The 15,950-nt window shown below is 58.1% G+C and carries 14 protein-coding genes; 8 read left to right on the top strand and 6 right to left on the bottom strand.

The window, feature by feature from the left end; all coding sequences use genetic code 11:
- The first annotated feature begins 1 nt into the window (after position 1).
- Together WA411_RS11700 and WA411_RS11705 are read left to right on the top strand one after the other, a co-directional pair.
- Positions 2-1,339 carry an AmpG family muropeptide MFS transporter gene (locus tag WA411_RS11700; protein ID WP_291905867.1) on the top strand — a complete coding sequence of 446 codons (1,338 nt, stop codon included), beginning with the start codon at positions 2-4 and terminating at the stop codon, positions 1,337-1,339.
- Positions 1,339-1,644 (top strand): MGMT family protein, encoded by a 306-nt coding sequence (locus tag WA411_RS11705; protein WP_291905865.1) that lies wholly within the window; start codon positions 1,339-1,341, stop codon positions 1,642-1,644. The genes WA411_RS11700 and WA411_RS11705 overlap by 1 nt, the downstream gene beginning before the upstream one ends.
- 41 nt (positions 1,645-1,685) lie before the next feature.
- Here WA411_RS11705 and WA411_RS11710 read toward each other — a convergent pair whose 3' ends face one another.
- Positions 1,686-2,447 (bottom strand): SDR family oxidoreductase, encoded by a 762-nt coding sequence (locus tag WA411_RS11710; protein ID WP_291905863.1) that lies wholly within the window; start codon positions 2,445-2,447, stop codon positions 1,686-1,688.
- Positions 2,448-2,608: 161 nt separating this feature from the next.
- Here WA411_RS11710 and WA411_RS11715 point away from each other — a divergent pair, with 161 nt between their 5' ends.
- The 6 genes from WA411_RS11715 (at position 2,609) to gspD (ending at position 9,166) form a co-directional block, all read left to right on the top strand.
- Complete coding sequence (locus WA411_RS11715) at positions 2,609-3,157, top strand: FxsA family protein (protein WP_291905861.1); 549 nt, start codon at positions 2,609-2,611, stop codon at positions 3,155-3,157.
- Between the two features lie 193 nt (positions 3,158-3,350).
- The gene (gene groES / locus WA411_RS11720; protein ID WP_008171363.1) at positions 3,351-3,638 is read left to right on the top strand and encodes a co-chaperone GroES; all 288 of its coding nucleotides are present in this window, start codon (positions 3,351-3,353) and stop codon (positions 3,636-3,638) included.
- A 78-nt stretch (positions 3,639-3,716) separates the two neighbouring features.
- Positions 3,717-5,369, top strand: coding sequence for a chaperonin GroEL (gene groL, locus WA411_RS11725; RefSeq protein WP_153633641.1), 1,653 nt, complete (start codon positions 3,717-3,719; stop codon positions 5,367-5,369).
- A gap of 164 nt (positions 5,370-5,533) precedes the next feature.
- A complete protein-coding gene (gene gspN, locus WA411_RS11730; protein ID WP_291905852.1) occupies positions 5,534-6,325 on the top strand; it encodes a type II secretion system protein N in 792 nt (263 codons plus the stop codon).
- A gap of 1 nt (position 6,326) precedes the next feature.
- The gene (locus WA411_RS11735; protein ID WP_291905850.1) at positions 6,327-7,181 is read left to right on the top strand and encodes a type II secretion system protein N; all 855 of its coding nucleotides are present in this window, start codon (positions 6,327-6,329) and stop codon (positions 7,179-7,181) included.
- A 32-nt stretch (positions 7,182-7,213) separates the two neighbouring features.
- Positions 7,214-9,166 carry a type II secretion system secretin GspD gene (gene gspD / locus WA411_RS11740; protein WP_291905848.1) on the top strand — a complete coding sequence of 651 codons (1,953 nt, stop codon included), beginning with the start codon at positions 7,214-7,216 and terminating at the stop codon, positions 9,164-9,166.
- A gap of 4 nt (positions 9,167-9,170) precedes the next feature.
- Here the strand turns inward: gspD and WA411_RS11745 are convergent, their stop codons facing one another.
- The 5 genes from WA411_RS11745 to WA411_RS11765 form a co-directional block, all read right to left on the bottom strand.
- Positions 9,171-11,168 (bottom strand): M48 family metallopeptidase, encoded by a 1,998-nt coding sequence (locus tag WA411_RS11745; protein ID WP_291905846.1) that lies wholly within the window; start codon positions 11,166-11,168, stop codon positions 9,171-9,173.
- 11 nt (positions 11,169-11,179) lie between these two features.
- Positions 11,180-11,767, bottom strand: coding sequence for a LemA family protein (locus WA411_RS11750; RefSeq protein WP_069183158.1), 588 nt, complete (start codon positions 11,765-11,767; stop codon positions 11,180-11,182).
- Positions 11,768-11,789: 22 nt separating this feature from the next.
- Positions 11,790-13,850: a putative bifunctional diguanylate cyclase/phosphodiesterase gene (locus WA411_RS11755; protein WP_291905844.1), complete on the bottom strand. Its 2,061-nt coding sequence runs from the start codon at positions 13,848-13,850 to the stop codon at positions 11,790-11,792.
- A gap of 288 nt (positions 13,851-14,138) precedes the next feature.
- Positions 14,139-14,717 (bottom strand): superoxide dismutase [Fe], encoded by a 579-nt coding sequence (sodB, locus tag WA411_RS11760; protein ID WP_136631545.1) that lies wholly within the window; start codon positions 14,715-14,717, stop codon positions 14,139-14,141.
- A 71-nt stretch (positions 14,718-14,788) separates the two neighbouring features.
- The gene (locus WA411_RS11765; RefSeq protein ID WP_136631544.1) at positions 14,789-15,907 is read right to left on the bottom strand and encodes a 5-(carboxyamino)imidazole ribonucleotide synthase; all 1,119 of its coding nucleotides are present in this window, start codon (positions 15,905-15,907) and stop codon (positions 14,789-14,791) included.
- Positions 15,908-15,950: the final 43 nt, after the last annotated feature.

Below are 15,950 nucleotides of genomic sequence, written 5' to 3' on the forward strand. Positions count from 1 at the left end.
GGTGATCGCCCTGTTATTCCTGGGGTTTTCGGCGGGTCTGCCGTTCCTGCTGGTGTTTTCCACGCTTAATGCGCGGCTGGCGGATGTCGGGGTGGAAACGGCTACCATCGGTTTCTTCAGCTGGCTAGGCATCACTTATTCCATCAAGGTTTTTTGGGCGCCGGTCGTGGACCGTCTGAAACTGCCGCTGCTGGACCGGCTGCTGGGCAAGCGGCGAAGCTGGATTATCTCTGCGCAGGCGGGTATCGCCACGGGGCTTTACCTGATGGCTCACGTGGATGCCACGGCAGCGCCTGAAATGATGGCTCTGTGTGGCCTGCTGGTGGCTTTCTCCTCAGCTACCCAGGATGTGGCCATTGATGCTTATCGTATCGAGATTGCCGAGGAACGGTTGCAGGCCGCCCTGGCTGCAACCTATATCTTTGGCTACCGGCTGGCGCTTCTGGTGGCCGGCGCCGGTGCCCTTTACCTGGCGGAATTCTGGTCCTGGCAGGTGTCCTATGAGGTAATGGCCGCCCTGGTAGGCGTTGGCGCGCTCACGGTGCTGATTGTTCGCGAGCCCAGCGTAAATCACTTTGCCGCCGCCCAGGACATTGCTCACAAGATTGAGAATGAAGCCGCCAAGCTCACCCATCTGAATCCCCGCGTAGCGAGACTGGTTGGATGGTTCTACGCCGCCGTGGCCGGCCCTTTCCTGGACTTCTTCCGCCGGTACAAAGAGCTGGCCCTGATTATTCTGCTTATGGTTGCCGTCTACCGGATCTCCGACATCGCCATGGGCGTGATGGCCAATCCGTTCTATCTGGATTTTATGGGGTTCAGCAAAACCCAGGTGGCGGACGTGACCAAGATCTTCGGTTTCTTCATGACCATCGCCGGCTCGCTGGTGGGTGGGGTTATGGTGGTTCGCTACGGCGTTCGCCGGATTCTTCTGCTGGGCGCAGTCATGACCGCAGCCACCAATCTGCTGTTCGTCGTGCTGGCCCAGTACCCGCCCAACATCGTCACGCTGGCCGCGGTGGTCAGCGCCGATAACCTCAGTGGCGGCATTGCCAACGTGGCTCTCATTGCCTGGCTCTCCAGCATGACCAGTGCCTCATTTACCGCCACCCAGTATGCGCTGTTCAGTTCGCTGATGACCCTGCCTGGCAAGTTCATCGGTGGTTTCTCAGGCATAGTTGTGGCTGGTTTCGGTTACGCAGAGTTCTTCCTGGTGGCGGGCATCATGGGTGTGCCGGCCATTCTGTTGGCCATTTTCATGATTCGACATGGTGATCGATTGGATGCGTTAGCGCCTCGACATGAATCAAAGCCTGACGCAGAAGCGGTGAGCTCCTGATGTCCGAACCAACAAAAGACCAGAAAATCTGGCAAGTGGTACTGGCCGTCCCGAAGGGTCGGGTGGTCAGTTACGGGCAAGTTGCAGAGATGGCTGGATTGGGTCGTCAGGCCCGGTATATCGGAAAGGCCTTGGGTAAGCTGCCAGAAGGCCATGTCGTGCCGTGGTATCGGGTTATTCGTAGTAACGGCCAGATTGCCTTTCCCGTGGGGTCCGAGAAATACTTTGAGCAGGTAAGCCGGCTCGAGGCCGAGGGTGTCGAGGTCGTTGATGGGCGGGTTTCGATGTCGAGGTTTCGATGGTAATGGGGCACCTTGGGCGCCCCATTTGGCGGTAGGCCGACTGGTCAGAGCCGCAGAGCCCCATCCACCTCAATCATCCGCCCGGAAACATAGTCGTTCTCAAAGATGAACGCGGCCGCCGAGGCAATTTCTTCCGTCTTGCCCATGCGCTTGAGCGGAATGCCGGCCGTCATTTTTTCCAGGGCTTCCGGTTTCATGGAGGCGGTCATTTCGGTCTCGATAAAGCCCGGGGCGATACCTGCGCAGCGGATACCGTAGCGGGCGAGCTCCTTGGCCCACACGGGAACCAGGGCAGAGACACCGGCTTTGGCGGCGGAGTAGTTGCTCTGGCCCATGTTGCCGGCACGGGAAATGGAAGCGATGTTGATGATCGCGCCCTGGTCGCCGTTTTTAATCATCTGGGTCGCAGCTTCCCGGCCGCAGAGAAACACGCCGGTGAGATTGACGTCGATTACGGCCTGCCATTGGGACAGCTCCATACGGCGCTCGACTTCGCCATCTTTTACTTTGACCATCAGACCGTCGCGGAGGATACCGGCGTTGTTGACCAGGCCATTGAGGTGGCCGAAATCTTCCACGATGGCTTCAAAGGTTTTTTCAACGTCTTCTTCTTTGGCGACGTTGCAAACGTAGCTTCTGGCTTCGGAACCAGCGGCTTTGCACGCGGCAACTGCTTCATCCAGTTTTTCCGGCATCAGGTCGATCAGCGCGACTTTGGCACCTTTGGCGGCAAGGTATTCGCCCATAGCACGGCCAAGGCCCTGGCCGCCGCCGGTAATTGCAATCACGGAATCTTGAAGTTTCATGTTTTGCCCTAACTACTGTTATCAGGTGGTTTTACGGTTGCTGTGCGTCTTTTCACCGGTAAAACTGGTGTGTCGGGCCATTTAAATGGCTTCTTTTTAAAACGGAAGGGCTGCGAGTATACCAGACCTTCTGAAATTCCTGCTCAGACCCTGAGGTCCGGATGTCAGTGTTTCTGTTCTTATTCATTATCATGCCAATCTCCGAGATGGCGGTTCTGATCCAGGTCGGCGGCATGATTGGTGTGCTCAATACCATCGGGCTGGTGCTGCTGACTGCTGTGATCGGTGCGTGGCTGCTTCGCCAGCAGGGCCTTGCCACGCTGTTGAGGGCCAATCAGCGGCTGAACAGCGGTGAATTGCCTGCCAGGGAGGTTGCCGAGGGGCTGATTCTGGCCATTGGCGGCGCTCTGCTACTGACGCCGGGCTTCATTACCGATACGGTGGGTTTCCTGTGCCTGATTCCCGGGTCCCGTCACTGGCTGGCAGCCCAGGCGCTCAAGCGTATGGTCGTGGCTGGGCAAAGCCGGAGCAGCAGCTTTTATTTCCGAGCCGGCGGCGGGTCGAACCCTTTCGGGCAGGATCCGTTCGGTGGCCGCGAAAATCCCTCCGGTCGGCAACGCCCGTTTGACCGGGACAGTAATGGCGACATCATAGAAGGCGAGTATCAGGACGAGACGGAATCCGATCGGGACCGGATCGAAAAAAAGTGAAAAAAATTCTCTCCGGGGTGTTGAAAACACCTACCCGCTACCCCAAATAGAAACCACAAGTTCGCTGCAGGCTGATTTCCACTGAAAACAGTTGGTTATCCAGCCGGGCAATTTGTCGGGTCCGGTTTTGCCGATCCGACCAACATCAACAATGTCATTGCCACATTAATCTGACTATTGGAGAAACCGAGCAATGAAAATTCGTCCGCTACACGATCGTGTTGTCGTGCGCCGTAAGGAAGAAGAAGAGAAAACTGCGGGTGGCATCGTGCTGCCGGGTAACGCCAAAGAGAAGCCTTCCCAGGGTGAGGTGATTGCCGTTGGTAACGGTCGCATCCTGGAAAACGGCGAAACCCGCTCACTGGCGGTCAAGGTGGGTGACACCGTGGTCTTCGGCCAGTACGCCGGTAACACCGTCAAGATCGACGGCGAAGAGCTCCTCATCATGAGCGAGAGCGACATTTACGGCGTGCTTGAGTGATCGCTGAGGCGAATCGCACGAACTCTCATTAATCCGATTAATTCAGTTACTTCGGTTTAACGAACAGGAATAGAAGACATGGCAGCAAAAGACGTTAAATTCGGTGATAGCGCGCGGAAGCGCATGGTCGCGGGCGTCAATGTTCTGGCAGACGCGGTTAAAGTGACCCTCGGCCCGAAAGGCCGTAACGTGGTTCTGGAAAAGTCCTTCGGCGCGCCGACCATCACCAAAGATGGTGTTTCCGTGGCCAAGGAAATCGAGCTGGCTGACAAGTTCGAGAACATGGGCGCTCAGATGGTGAAAGAAGTGGCTTCCCAGGCCAACGACACGGCTGGTGACGGTACCACCACTGCAACTGTTCTGGCCCAGTCCATCGTTAACGAGGGCGTGAAGGCCGTTACTGCCGGCATGAACCCGATGGATCTGAAACGCGGCATCGACAAGGCCACGACCGAAGCGGTCAAAGCGATCCGCGAGATGGCCAAGCCCTGCGACGACAGCAAGATGATTGCCCAGGTAGGCACCATCTCTGCCAACGGCGACGAGACCATCGGCAAGATCATCGCCGACGCGATGGAAAAGGTTGGCAAGGAAGGCGTCATTACCGTTGAAGAAGGCCGTGGCCTGGAAGACGAGCTGGATGTGGTTGAAGGTATGCAGTTCGACCGTGGCTTCCTGTCTCCGTACTTCATCAACAACCAGGACAACATGTCTGCCGAGCTGGAAGACCCTTACATCCTGCTGGTCGACAAGAAGATTTCCAACATCCGCGAGCTGCTGCCGGTGCTGGAAGCTGTAGCCAAGGCTGGCAAGCCGCTGCAGATCATCGCTGAGGACATCGAAGGCGAAGCGCTTGCAACTCTGGTCGTGAACAACATGCGTGGCATCGTGAAAGTCAACGCTGTTAAGGCGCCTGGCTTTGGTGATCGTCGCAAGGAAATGCTCCAGGACATCGCGATTCTCTCCGGTGGTACCGTGATCTCCGAAGAAGTCGGCCTGACTCTCGAGAACACCACCCTGGATGACCTGGGCACAGCCAAGCGTGTCAACGTGACCAAGGAAAACACCACCATCATCGGCGGTGCAGGAGCACAGGCGGACATCGAAGCTCGCGTTGAGCAGATCCGCAAGCAGATCGAAGACAGCTCTTCCGATTACGACAAGGAGAAGCTGCAGGAGCGTGTTGCCAAGCTGGCTGGCGGTGTTGCCGTCATCAAGGTTGGTGCCGGTTCCGAAGTGGAAATGAAAGAGAAGAAGGCCCGCGTTGAAGATGCACTGCACTCCACCCGCGCTGCGGTTGAAGAGGGCATTGTGCCGGGCGGCGGCGTTACCCTGATCCGCGCTATTGCGGCTCTGGACAAGGTAGATGCCATCAACGAAGAGCAGAAAGCCGGTGTGAACATCCTGCGCCGTGCCATGGAAGCTCCGCTGCGCCAGATCGTGTACAACGCAGGCGGTGAGTCTTCTGTGGTGGTTGCCAAGGTTCGTGAAGGCGAAGGCTCTTTCGGCTTCAACGCCTCTACTGAGCAGTATGGCGACATGTTGGAAATGGGTATTCTGGATCCTGCTAAGGTTACCCGTTCCGCGCTGCAGGCAGCTGCTTCCGTTGCGTCCCTGATCATCACCACCGAGGCGATGGTTGCCGATGAGCCGGAAGACGAGAAAGCCGGCGGCGGTATGCCGGACATGGGTGGCATGGGCGGCATGGGGGGCATGGGCGGCATGATGTAATGCCGGCCTGATCCCAGGCGCTCCGAAGTTTTGGGGCGCTGCCCGATCACCACTGAAAACCCCGCGTTGGTTCACGCCAACGCGGGGTTTTTGTTTTTTTGTCATGAACTTGGGCAATGCCTTTGCTAGACTCGGCTTCCGGTCCATTATCTGTGCAACGCCGAATGAGTGACGCTGAACCCAAAACTTTTCTTCGCCCCGGCAAGGTGTTTCTGCTCCTGCTGCTGGGCGTTCTGATTTATCTGCTGTCACTGGTCTTTCTGGTACCTGCTGGGTGGGTCTGGCAGCAGGCTTCTGCTCACGTTTCTTTGCCGCCCCAGGTTCAGGTGCGACAGGTTGCCGGAAAAGTGTGGGACGGTGAGGCCGGGGTTGTGGTTGCCGGCTTCCCGCTGCGTGTTGACTGGCGTCTTCACATGCCAAAGGTCACCAGCCTGAAATGGCCAATGACAATTTCTGTCGAGTCGTCACAATCCTCGCTTAATGGCGATGTTACGATTGGCTGGCCTGCCAGTGCGCAGCTGGATGCGAGTGGGCGGGTTATGGTAGCCGAGTTTGAAGACCTGATTCGCCAGAGTGGCGGTGCAATGATCGAAGGCGAGGTGATGATCGACCGGCTGACTATGGCCTGGGCCGATAACCGGATTACACGCGCTGAAGGCCTGGGGCGCTGGGATGGCGGTCTGGTGACCTGGCCCATGGGCGACCAGCGGGGTCGGGCGGAGTTTCCGCCCATGCAGGCCACTATGGATACCACCCAGGGGGGCGTTGCCCTGAGCGTTTCCGAACAGGGCGGACAGGGTCCGGCGGCAGATGCCACGGTGTTCTGGAACGGAATGCTGGAACTGCGTGTCTACAAGCGAATGGTGGACCTGGCAGGTCAGCCCTGGCCGGATTCTGCCAGCCCCGGCGATGTGGTGTTCCGGGTGCGCCAGCCTCTTGTCCCGGGGGCGCGATAGTATGGCCATGTTAAGTACCCCGGCCCAGCGCCGGATTTCGCGGACTCTGGCGAACCTGTTGTTGCTGGTATTGGTGGTGTATCTGGCTGTCACGCTCGCCCGGATGACCTGGCTGTTCGCCTGGGAGGACAGGCCGGTCCCAAGTGCGCCAGCGTCGAACCGTGCGGGTAACATGGCCGGGGGCAGCGGTCTGACGACTTCCATGGCCGTTTACGATTTCTTCGGGCGTTCGGAGCAGCCGGTTCAGGTGGCGGAAGCCGTTCGCCGCTCGGCTCCGGAAACCCGCCTTCGGCTTCGGCTCGAAGGGGTGCTGGTAGCGCAGCGCCCGGAGGACTCCGGTGCTATAGTTGCTGGAAGCAATGGTGAAACGGCGTATTACCGGGTCGGGGAAATGTTGCCCGGGAACGCCGAGCTTGCCGAAGTCGAACCCGGTCGAATTCTGATTCGTCGGGGCGGACGGTACGAGACCCTGACATTTGAGGAACAGGTGTCTTCAGATCTGGTTGCAGAAGTAACTGCCGAGCCGGCAGAATCAGGACCGGATGAGTTTCTGGCCAGCGCCCGCGAACAGATTGATAGCCAGGGCATTGCTGCTCTCGCGCCTTTTGGGTTGAGTCCGGTGGATGACAGCGGCATGTCCGGGTACGTATACGACGGCTCCAATGCCATGCTGAATGCTGTCAACCTGCAGGCCGGTGACGTGATAACGGCGATCAACGGCCAGCGACTGGGTGATATCAATCAGGACAAGGCCCTGCTTGAGAACTGGCGCGGTCAGGCACAGTTGGAAATTGAAATCGAGCGTGACGGATCCATCCTCACCATAAGTTATGCCATACCCGAACAGTGGCGCTGATCGGGTTCATTGAAACAGGACGAAATCGCCAGATGTATAACCACAAGACCAATCTTTTGCGGGCTATTGTCCTGCTTGTTCTCCTGCCCTTTATGTCCATGGCGCACGGGCAGGAAGCCGAGACATGGCGGCTGAATCTCAAGGACGCCGATATCCGCGCCTTCGTGACCCAGGTGGCCGATATTACCGGGTACAGTTTTGTGGTGGATCCCAGGGTGAAGGGCAAGGTAACCGTGCTCTCCAGCGCGCCCATGAACAAGGATGAGATTTACGACCTGTTCCTGGCGGTCCTGAACGTCCACGGGTTTACGGCCATTCCTGGCGAAGAAGTGATCAAGGTGGTGCAGCAGGTTGACGCCAAGCAGTCGGCGGAGATTCTGGAGCGGTTTCCGGAAACGCCCTCGGAACAGCTGATCACCCGGGTCATACAGATTGATAACGCAAATGCCCTGGAGCTGGTCCCGATTCTTCGCCCGCTGGTGGCCAAGTATGGCCACCTGGCCGGTGTAGCCGCTGCCAACGCGCTGATCATCAGCGACCACTCTTCCAACATCCAGCGAATCGAGCAGATTGTACGGGAACTGGATAGCCCCTCTAAATACGAAGTGGAGGTTATCCAGCTTCAGGAAGCCTGGGTGGGTGATATGGTCACTCTGCTGCAGGAACTGGCTCCCGATGAATTGGGCCGGGCCGGCGGCGAAAATGCCGCCAGAAAATACAGTGTAACCGCCGATGAGCGCAGTAATCGGCTGATTTTGCGGGGCGATGAAACCTTCCGGGACAAGATGCGCGGCCTGATCCGGCAGCTGGATCAGCCTTCGGCAACCGGCGGTACCACCAAAGTCCTGAGGCTCAAACACGCCGACGCCAAAAACCTCACTGAGATTCTCAAGGGGGTTATGGGCGAGCTGGTTAAAGAGGGCGCTGGCTCGGGTGGCGCCGGGGGTGGCGCGAAGCCTCAGAGTAGCTTCGCGGTCTTCGCCGATGAGGGTCTGAATGCGCTGGTGGTTCGTGGTGAGCCCTCTTTGATGCAGGAAGCCGAACAGATTGTTGCCGCGCTGGATGTGCGTCGTGCCCAGGTGATGATTGAGGCAGCCATTGTCGAGATCAGTGACGAACTGGGCCAGGATCTGGGCGTTCAGGTTGCCGTGGGTGACGAGTCCGGCGAATCCACACCGGTCGCCGGTACCAACTTCGGCAACGTGGGTCGGAGCCTGGGCGAGGTACTCAGCGCGATTCTGACCGAGTCAGCCATCACCCCCGCAGTGGGTGGAATCACCGTCGGCGCCGGCCAGCGGAACGAGGATGGCGTGAGTTGGGGAATTCTCCTGCAGGCTCTGTCCACTTCCGCAGCAGCCAACCTGCTGTCCACGCCCAGCATAATTACCCTGGATAACCAGGAATCGGAAATTATCGTGGGGCAGAACGTGCCGTTCCGGACTGGCCAGTCAACAGTCACCGGCGATGGCACCACTAACCCGTTTACCACCATCGAGCGTCGTGATATTGGCCTGACCCTCAAGGTTACCCCGACCATCAGCGCCGATGGCCTGGTACGTCTGGTGGTAGAGCAGACCACGGAGAACGTGGCGGACAGTATCGAGGACGCCTCGGATATCGTTACCAACAAGCGGGAAATCAAGACTACGGTACTCGCAGATGACGGGGAGACCATCGTCCTGGGCGGTTTGACCCGGGATGATTACCAGGTCAACAAGAGCAAGGTGCCCCTGCTGGGTGATATTCCGTTCATCGGGCGCCTGTTCTCATCGGAATCGGAGCGTCGGGTCAAGCGTAACCTGCTGGTGTTCCTGCGCCCGAAAATTATGTTGGGCAAAGAGGAGGCCGTTGCAGCAACCTCCGACAAATTCGATCAGCTATGGGACGTGAATTTGAACATCCGGGAAAAACTGGGTGTACCGACGGAAGAACAGCGCCCGACGGTGGACGCGCTGTTCGAAGGCGGGAGCTCCCGAGTCCAGTAATCCCTCAGACAGCCAGTGGCGGCATCGGACAGTCCATCTGATCCGCCACCAGGCGCATCAACTCATACTCCCGCGTTTCCACCTTGCCGTCGCGGGTGATGCAGTACCCGCAGGCATCAATGATCGCCGGTTTCAGCAAAGGCGAGAGGCCGTTCAGGGCCGTTAAGGCCTCTCTTAGCTGGCGCATGGATACTTTCTCCAGAACTGGCCCATTGCCTTCCTTCGCATTCATGAGGCCTGCCATGGCTTCCCGGTACAGCTTCTCGGCGTCAGCCTGGGACGCAGACCCCGCCCTTGCCATCAGGCTCAGAAGTCGCTGGAGGGCCGGCATGACCGGTTTGTAGCTCTTGTAGCGAACCGGAACCACTCTGGCTGCCTCCTCGCCCAGATGGCGGGACAGGAAACTGGTCAAGGCTAGTTCGAACAGGGTGACCCGATTATCCGCCGCAACCAGCTTCTGGACATTGGTAATCAGCATCTCCCGTTCTTCCGGATCCAGCTTGCGCAGCGCCGGCATGGCAAGCTCCAGGGCAGGAAAACGGACGCCCTCCCCGATGGTTTTCAGTGCGGGTAAGAGCTTTTCCAGCAGGTCCGGCTGGCTGCCCAATACCGGGTGAGCCGGCAGCAGGTTCAGTCGTTCCTCCTGCTGCGGTCGGGGCAATCCACAGATCAGCATGGCGTAACAAAGTTGTGAGGCGCCGGCCCGGGTGTACAGCAGGTTCCGGAAAGTGGCTGGCAGGCGCTCCAGGAAGCGCAGCGCGAAGTCTTCGCTTTGCCGGTTGATGGTTCCAACCTGGTCTGAGAATTTCCGCCCCGGCTTGATTGGCGTTTCCGGGCTCGACGCCAGGGGCGAGGTTCTCCCGCTCTTGCCGGTGACCGGTCCAAGGATGTCGGATGCCGCCCCGGTGAATCCGGATGCGCCGGTTTCAGGCGCCGATGCGGAGCTGCGGTAAAGGTCGGCGCCGGGTTCGGTATCCCTCAGCCGGCTGCGCAATCTGGCCAGCATGCCGGGCTGGATGGCATTGATGCGCTCGTCGATGGGCGGATGGGAGGCCAGCAGCGAGGTAAACTTCATCCGGGCACTCTCGCCGAAACACATGTGGTTCATGTCGCTGGCGTGGCTGGTGGTGTCCAGGTAACCGCCCTTCATGCCGATCTTGAAGAGTGCGCCGGCAATGCCTTCGGGGTTGCGGGTAAACTGCACGGAGGAGGCATCGGCCAGCATCTCTCGCTGCCTGGAGACGGCCGCCTGTATGAGCCGGCCAAAGAAAACCCCCACATAGCCGATCACGAACAGCGCCAGGCCGATAATGCCCATGGCCGCCTGGGCCCTTCCGTCCCGGGATCGACCCACTCTGTGGCCACGATAGAAGGAAGCTCGAAGCAGGAAGCCGCCAATCTGACCGATCATCAGGATGCCGGCGAGCAAAGCAATGAGCCGGACGTTCAGCCGCATGTCCCCGTTGAAAATATGGCTGAACTCGTGGGCGACCACGCCTTGCAGTTCGTCCCGGGATAGCTGGGTGATGGCACCGTGAGTGACGACCATGACGGCTTCGCCGGGCGTGTAGCCTGCCACGAAGGCATTGATACCGGTTTCCTGGTCCATCACGTAGAGTTCCGGTACAGACACACCGCTGGCAATGGCCATCTCCTCGACAATGTTGCGCAGTTTGCGCTCGTCGCTGTCCCGGGTATCCGGATCAATCGGTCGTGCACCTACCATTTTGGCAACCCGGTCGCCGCCGCCGGCTAGGTCGACCCAGCGGAGCAGGGAGCCAAGAACAATCAGCCCGACAACGGTAACGGCCGTTAAAAGGCCATGGTTGGAGAGCAGCCAGTGGTGGAAGGCGAGGCCTGAGGATTCACTGCGGGTTACGAAATACCCTACGAGGCAGACGGCGAGCGTAATAAACGCAACCGCCGTCAGGAAAAGGAAGACCAGCAGACTGGTGTTGCGCCGGGCATGGGCCTGGCGCTGAAAGAAACCGGGATGAGCCATGCCTCAGGGCCTCAGAAGGCCACTTTCGGTGCCTGACGGGCTTCCGGTGATTCCAGTTCCAGTTGCGACGTTTCCTTGAACGCGAACATGCCGGCAACGATGTTGTTGGGGAACTGCTCCCGGAAGATGTTGTAGCTCATCACGCCGTCATTGTAGGCCTGGCGAGCAAAGGCGACACGGTTCTCGGTGCTGGAGAGTTCTTCCATCAGTTGCTGGATGGTTTCGTTGGCCTTCAGCTCCGGGTAGTTCTCGGCCACGGCGTAAAAGTTGGCAAGTGCCTTGGTCAGCAGGTTTTCCGCGCTGCCCAGTCGCTGGATCTTGGTGCCATCGCCAGGATCCTTGGCGGCATCTTTTTGGGCGCTGACCGCATTGTTGCGGGCTTCCATCACCTGGGTGAGGGTGGTTTTCTCATGGGTAAGATAGGCCTTTGCCGCTTCCACCAGGTTCGGGATCAGGTCGTGCCGGCGCTGCAGCTGAACGTCAATCTGGGCAAACCCGTTCTTGAACTGGTTACGGAGGGAAACCAGACGGTTGTAGATAAAGACCAGGTAGAAAACAACGACGGCAATGACAATCAGGCCGATAACGGTGGTTCCCATGGCAACTCCTCAGGGTAATGGGTCAGGCGTTATTTTCCACGATTTGCTCGTGGAAACCTTTTACGAAGGTCTCAAATTCACGCGGCGGCAGCGGCTTGCTGAAAAAATAACCCTGAGCCAGCTGACAGCCGCGCTGGCTCAGATAGTATTCCTGTTCTGCCGTTTCCACACCCTCTGCAACCACCGACAGGTTCAGGCTCTTGCCGAGATCGATAATGGTGTTGGCGATTCGGGTGTCTTCTTCGTTGACAAGCAGATCCTGGATAAACTGTTTGTCGATCTTCAGGTGTTGAACTGGCATCTGCTTCAGGTAGGTGAGCGAAGAGTAGCCGGTGCCGAAGTCGTCCACTGCGATGCTTATCCCGGCTCTGTTCAGCCTGTGGAGTTTGGCCACGGCATCAGAAAGGTTGGTCATGAAGCTGGTTTCGGTCACCTCAAGCTCCAGCCGCCCGGCAGGAATCTTGTGTCTTCGCAGGGTATCGAGGATGTCATCGACGATGGTTTCCTGGCGCAGCTGTACTGCCGAAAGGTTAACGGCAATACGCAGTGGCGTGCCATCGGCTGCCCACCGAGCCGCCTGCCAGCAGGCCTGGTCCAGGACCCACTGGCCGATTTCAACGATAGACCCATTCGCTTCGGCGACAGGTATGAATGTGTCGGGAGGCACCATACCCCGAGCCGGGTGTTCCCAACGGAGTAGCGCCTCAGCCCCGATCACCCGTTTGCTCTCCAGGTTGATCTGGGGCTGGTAAACCAGATGCAGCTGATGGTTGGCCAGTGCCTGGGACAGGTCCTTTTCCAGCTGCTTCCTGTCGCGGATTTCCTGGTCAATGCTGGCGACGTAGAACTGGAAGTGGTTATGGCCGTTCTGCTTGGCCAGGGTCATGGTCTGTTCGGCACTCTGGAGCAGACGGTCTGCCTGGTTGGTGTCAGACGGGTACAGTGCAACCCCCATGGTGGCAGTCATGGAAATGCTCTGATCTTCCACAAGCATGGGGGCGCTGATGCAGGCAAGAATCCGCTCGGCCGTGTCTGCGGCCTGGAAGCCGTCCCGGAGTCCTTTCTGCACGATCACGAACTGGTCGCTGCCAAGACGCGCAATGGTAAAGCGGGCGTTGTCCAGTTTGTTGGTCAGCCGGTCTGCGACAGTCTGCAGGATCAGATCGCCAGAGCGGAACCCGCACTGCTCATTCACCGATTTGAAGTCGTCGATACCGCAGACAATCAGAGACAGTTGTGAGTGGCGCTTGTTGGCCTCTTCAATGTCCCGTATCAGCAATTCCATAAAGGTATCCCGACTGGGCAGGCCGGTAAGCTGATCGTAGCGGGAGAGACGGCTCACCCGATCCTCCGCCTCGCGATGACGTTTCTGGCTGTCACCAATGGCGACCAACAGATTATTGGTGGCGTTTACCCACAGACCCAGCTCGTCGCTCTGATGGCCGGGTGGCGTTGTGACCAGGCGGTCGTCCGGGTGTGCCGGGTCTACCTGTTTCACGGAACTAACAATCCGCAGCAGAGGGCGCGTCAGGAGCAGATGGAAGACATAAAACAGCACCATTCCGAGGATGAGGGCCGTCGCTATGCCAGAAGCGAAGGTGACCGCCGCCCTGTCCAGCCAGGTGCGCGCTGCCGGTGCTGTATCGTAGTGAACATCCAGATAACCATAGACGTCTTCTGGATTACCTTCCCGGAATAGGGGTTCGCGGAAGAGGCGTTCATCATCGAAGAAGGGATCAGTAATCGGGCGAAACGCGGTTTGCTGCAACGGGCGGTCGCGATTGCCCAGTGGCTCGCCGTCTGGATGAACGATTCGGGCTGTGTGAACCGCTTCCTTGGCGAAGAGACCGTCAACTACCTGTTGGGCGAGCTCGGCATCGATGCTGAATACTGCCTGGGTGGCGGCGTCTTTTACCATTGCGATGGTCTGCTCAGCGTCGCTGTCCAGCCCCGTGGACACGCGCTGGGCATCCAGGATGACCTGTATGGTGCTGACAATAACGCCACTGACAAGGGCTACGGCAAGAATCCACCGTAAGATTCGATAGCCCAGGCGATGTTCAACCTCGAAGGATTTTTGCATTCAAGCCTGTCTTGTTCCGGTTATGCAGGGCGAGCGTTCCGCACTGTTCAGGGCGAAAATGTCGCACTTCGGGTGATGTGCTTGGGGCCTCACCCTGATTGTTGGTGCTAAGTATGGTTCAGAGTTCCGATATCTTCATGGAGTATCGGCGATTTTTTCAAAGATTTCAGGGTGTGCTTGTATCAAATTGTAATTGCTCAGGTATGACAGATACAAAAACGCCCGCCAGGGGCGGGCGTTTTAACACAGTGCGGTGTTTGCAGTCTGTGTCTGGAAGCAGGGCTTCGATCAAGCCAGGTTTTCGTTCACGAAATCCCAGTTGACCAGGTTCCAGAAAGCTTCCAGATAGTTCGGACGGGAGTTGCGGTAGTCGATGTAGTAAGCGTGCTCCCAAACGTCGACGGTCAGCACCGGCTTGTCGGCGCCGGTCAGCGGCGTTTCCGCATTGCTGGTGTTAACGATGGCAACGCTGCCGTCGGCTTTCTTCACCAGCCAGGTCCAGCCAGAACCAAAGTTGTTGGCGGCCTTGTCGTTAAATTCTTTTTTGAAGTCTTCGAAAGAACCGAACGCCTTCTCGATGGCTTCCTTGGCTGCGCCGGTCGGCTCACCGCCGCCGTTCGGGCTCAGGCAGTGCCAGTAGAAGGTGTGGTTCCAAACCTGTGCGGCGTTGTTGAACAGCGGGCCGCTGGCGCTCTTGATAATGTCTTCAAGAGACTTGTTGGCGTTATCAGTACCTTCGATCAGGCCATTGAGCTTGGTGACGTAGGTGTTGTGATGCTTGCCGTAATGGTACTCAAGAGTTTCCTGAGAGATGTGCGGTTCCAGTGCGTTCTTTTCATAAGGCAGTGCGGGAAGTTCAAATGCCATGAGGTCGTTCTCCCTGTCTCTCTGTTTATGTGGATGTTCACTCGCCCAATATAAGGGCGCTTTGAGCTATATCAACCCTTTGCTGTCAAAGAACTTTTAAACTCGGGACTGCCGGGCAGAAACTGCGCACAGTTCTTAACCCGCCAAACCAGTTCCTCGTAGCTGTCGGCCAGTATGTTCACATGGCCCAGCTTCCGGCCCGGTCGTTCCCCCTTATTGTAGAGGTGAACGTGCGCGTAGGGCAGTTCAAGGATGCGCTCGATCTCGCCATGCTCGCCAATAATATTGATCATACAACTGAGACCACGGGGTGCCACGTTGCCCAGCGGGTGGCCACTGACCGCACGAATGTGGTTCTCGAACTGGCTCGTCATCGCGCCCTCGATGGTCCAGTGCCCGGAGTTATGAACCCGCGGGGCCATTTCATTGGCCACCAGACCATCGGCTGTTTCGAAAAGCTCCAGGGTTAATACGCCGACATAGTCCAATTCGTTCAGTAGTGCCTTTATGTAGCGCTCCGCATCTTCCTGAACATGCTTTTCGAGTTTTGGTGCCGGTGCAATCGAGTACCGCAGAATCCCCTCGTGGTGAGTGTTCTCAGCCATCGGGTAGAACGCGAGTTCGCCGTCTTCAGCGCGCACTGCAATAATCGATACTTCCCGGCGGAAGTCGACAAACTTTTCCACAATCAGGCGGGGGTGGCCAATGGACGCCCATGCCGCCTCTGCTTCCTCGGGCGTTCTGAGCACAGCCTGGCCCTTGCCGTCATAACCTTCGGTGTTGGACTTCGCCACCACCGGGCAGCCAAGCTCCTCGGCAGCGGCTTTCAGTGAGGCTGCGCTGTCGGCAATCTTCCACTCTGGCGTGGGAATGCCCAGCTGGCCGAAAAGCGTCTTCTCCGCTTCCCGGTTCTGGCACACCTGCAATGCCCGGGGGCAGGGATGCACTGGTTTGTGGGCGGCAATCTTCTCCGCCACCTCGACCGGCAGGTGTTCAAACTCGTAGGTAACGCGATCGACGCGAGAGAGGAAATCATCCAGGTATTCGCCGTCCCGGTCGATGATGACCTCACCAAGGCCGGCACTGGGGCTGCCAGACATGTCATAGAAAACAAAGGTCTTGGCCAGTGGGTATCCGGCCAGTGCCAGCATTCTTCCGAGTTGGCCGGCGCCCAGTACACCAATTCTCATTTGTGTTCTCCTGCCTCTGTCGGCATTTTGCAAAAGTATGGGA

It is taken from the genome of Marinobacter sp. CH_CUG1437-1 (assembly GCF_037029655.1).
In the GTDB taxonomy this organism is placed as follows: Bacteria; Pseudomonadota; Gammaproteobacteria; order Pseudomonadales; family Oleiphilaceae; genus Marinobacter; species Marinobacter salsuginis.

Bases quoted from the DNA above. Each gene is read 5' to 3' on its own strand.
- WA411_RS11705 (WP_291905865.1), top strand. From the start codon at position 1,339: ATGTCCGAACCAACAAAAGACCAGAAAATCTGGCAAGTGGTACTGGCC.
- WA411_RS11710 (WP_291905863.1), bottom strand. From the start codon at position 2,447: ATGAAACTTCAAGATTCCGTGATTGCAATTACCGGCGGCGGCCAGGGC.
- WA411_RS11715 (WP_291905861.1), top strand. From the start codon at position 2,609: ATGTCAGTGTTTCTGTTCTTATTCATTATCATGCCAATCTCCGAGATG.
- groES (WP_008171363.1), top strand. From the start codon at position 3,351: ATGAAAATTCGTCCGCTACACGATCGTGTTGTCGTGCGCCGTAAGGAA.
- groL (WP_153633641.1), top strand. From the start codon at position 3,717: ATGGCAGCAAAAGACGTTAAATTCGGTGATAGCGCGCGGAAGCGCATG.
- gspN (WP_291905852.1), top strand. From the start codon at position 5,534: ATGAGTGACGCTGAACCCAAAACTTTTCTTCGCCCCGGCAAGGTGTTT.
- WA411_RS11735 (WP_291905850.1), top strand. From the start codon at position 6,327: ATGGCCATGTTAAGTACCCCGGCCCAGCGCCGGATTTCGCGGACTCTG.
- gspD (WP_291905848.1), top strand. From the start codon at position 7,214: ATGTATAACCACAAGACCAATCTTTTGCGGGCTATTGTCCTGCTTGTT.
- WA411_RS11745 (WP_291905846.1), bottom strand. From the start codon at position 11,168: ATGGCTCATCCCGGTTTCTTTCAGCGCCAGGCCCATGCCCGGCGCAAC.
- WA411_RS11750 (WP_069183158.1), bottom strand. From the start codon at position 11,767: ATGGGAACCACCGTTATCGGCCTGATTGTCATTGCCGTCGTTGTTTTC.
- WA411_RS11755 (WP_291905844.1), bottom strand. From the start codon at position 13,850: ATGCAAAAATCCTTCGAGGTTGAACATCGCCTGGGCTATCGAATCTTA.
- sodB (WP_136631545.1), bottom strand. From the start codon at position 14,717: ATGGCATTTGAACTTCCCGCACTGCCTTATGAAAAGAACGCACTGGAA.
- WA411_RS11765 (WP_136631544.1), bottom strand. From the start codon at position 15,907: ATGAGAATTGGTGTACTGGGCGCCGGCCAACTCGGAAGAATGCTGGCA.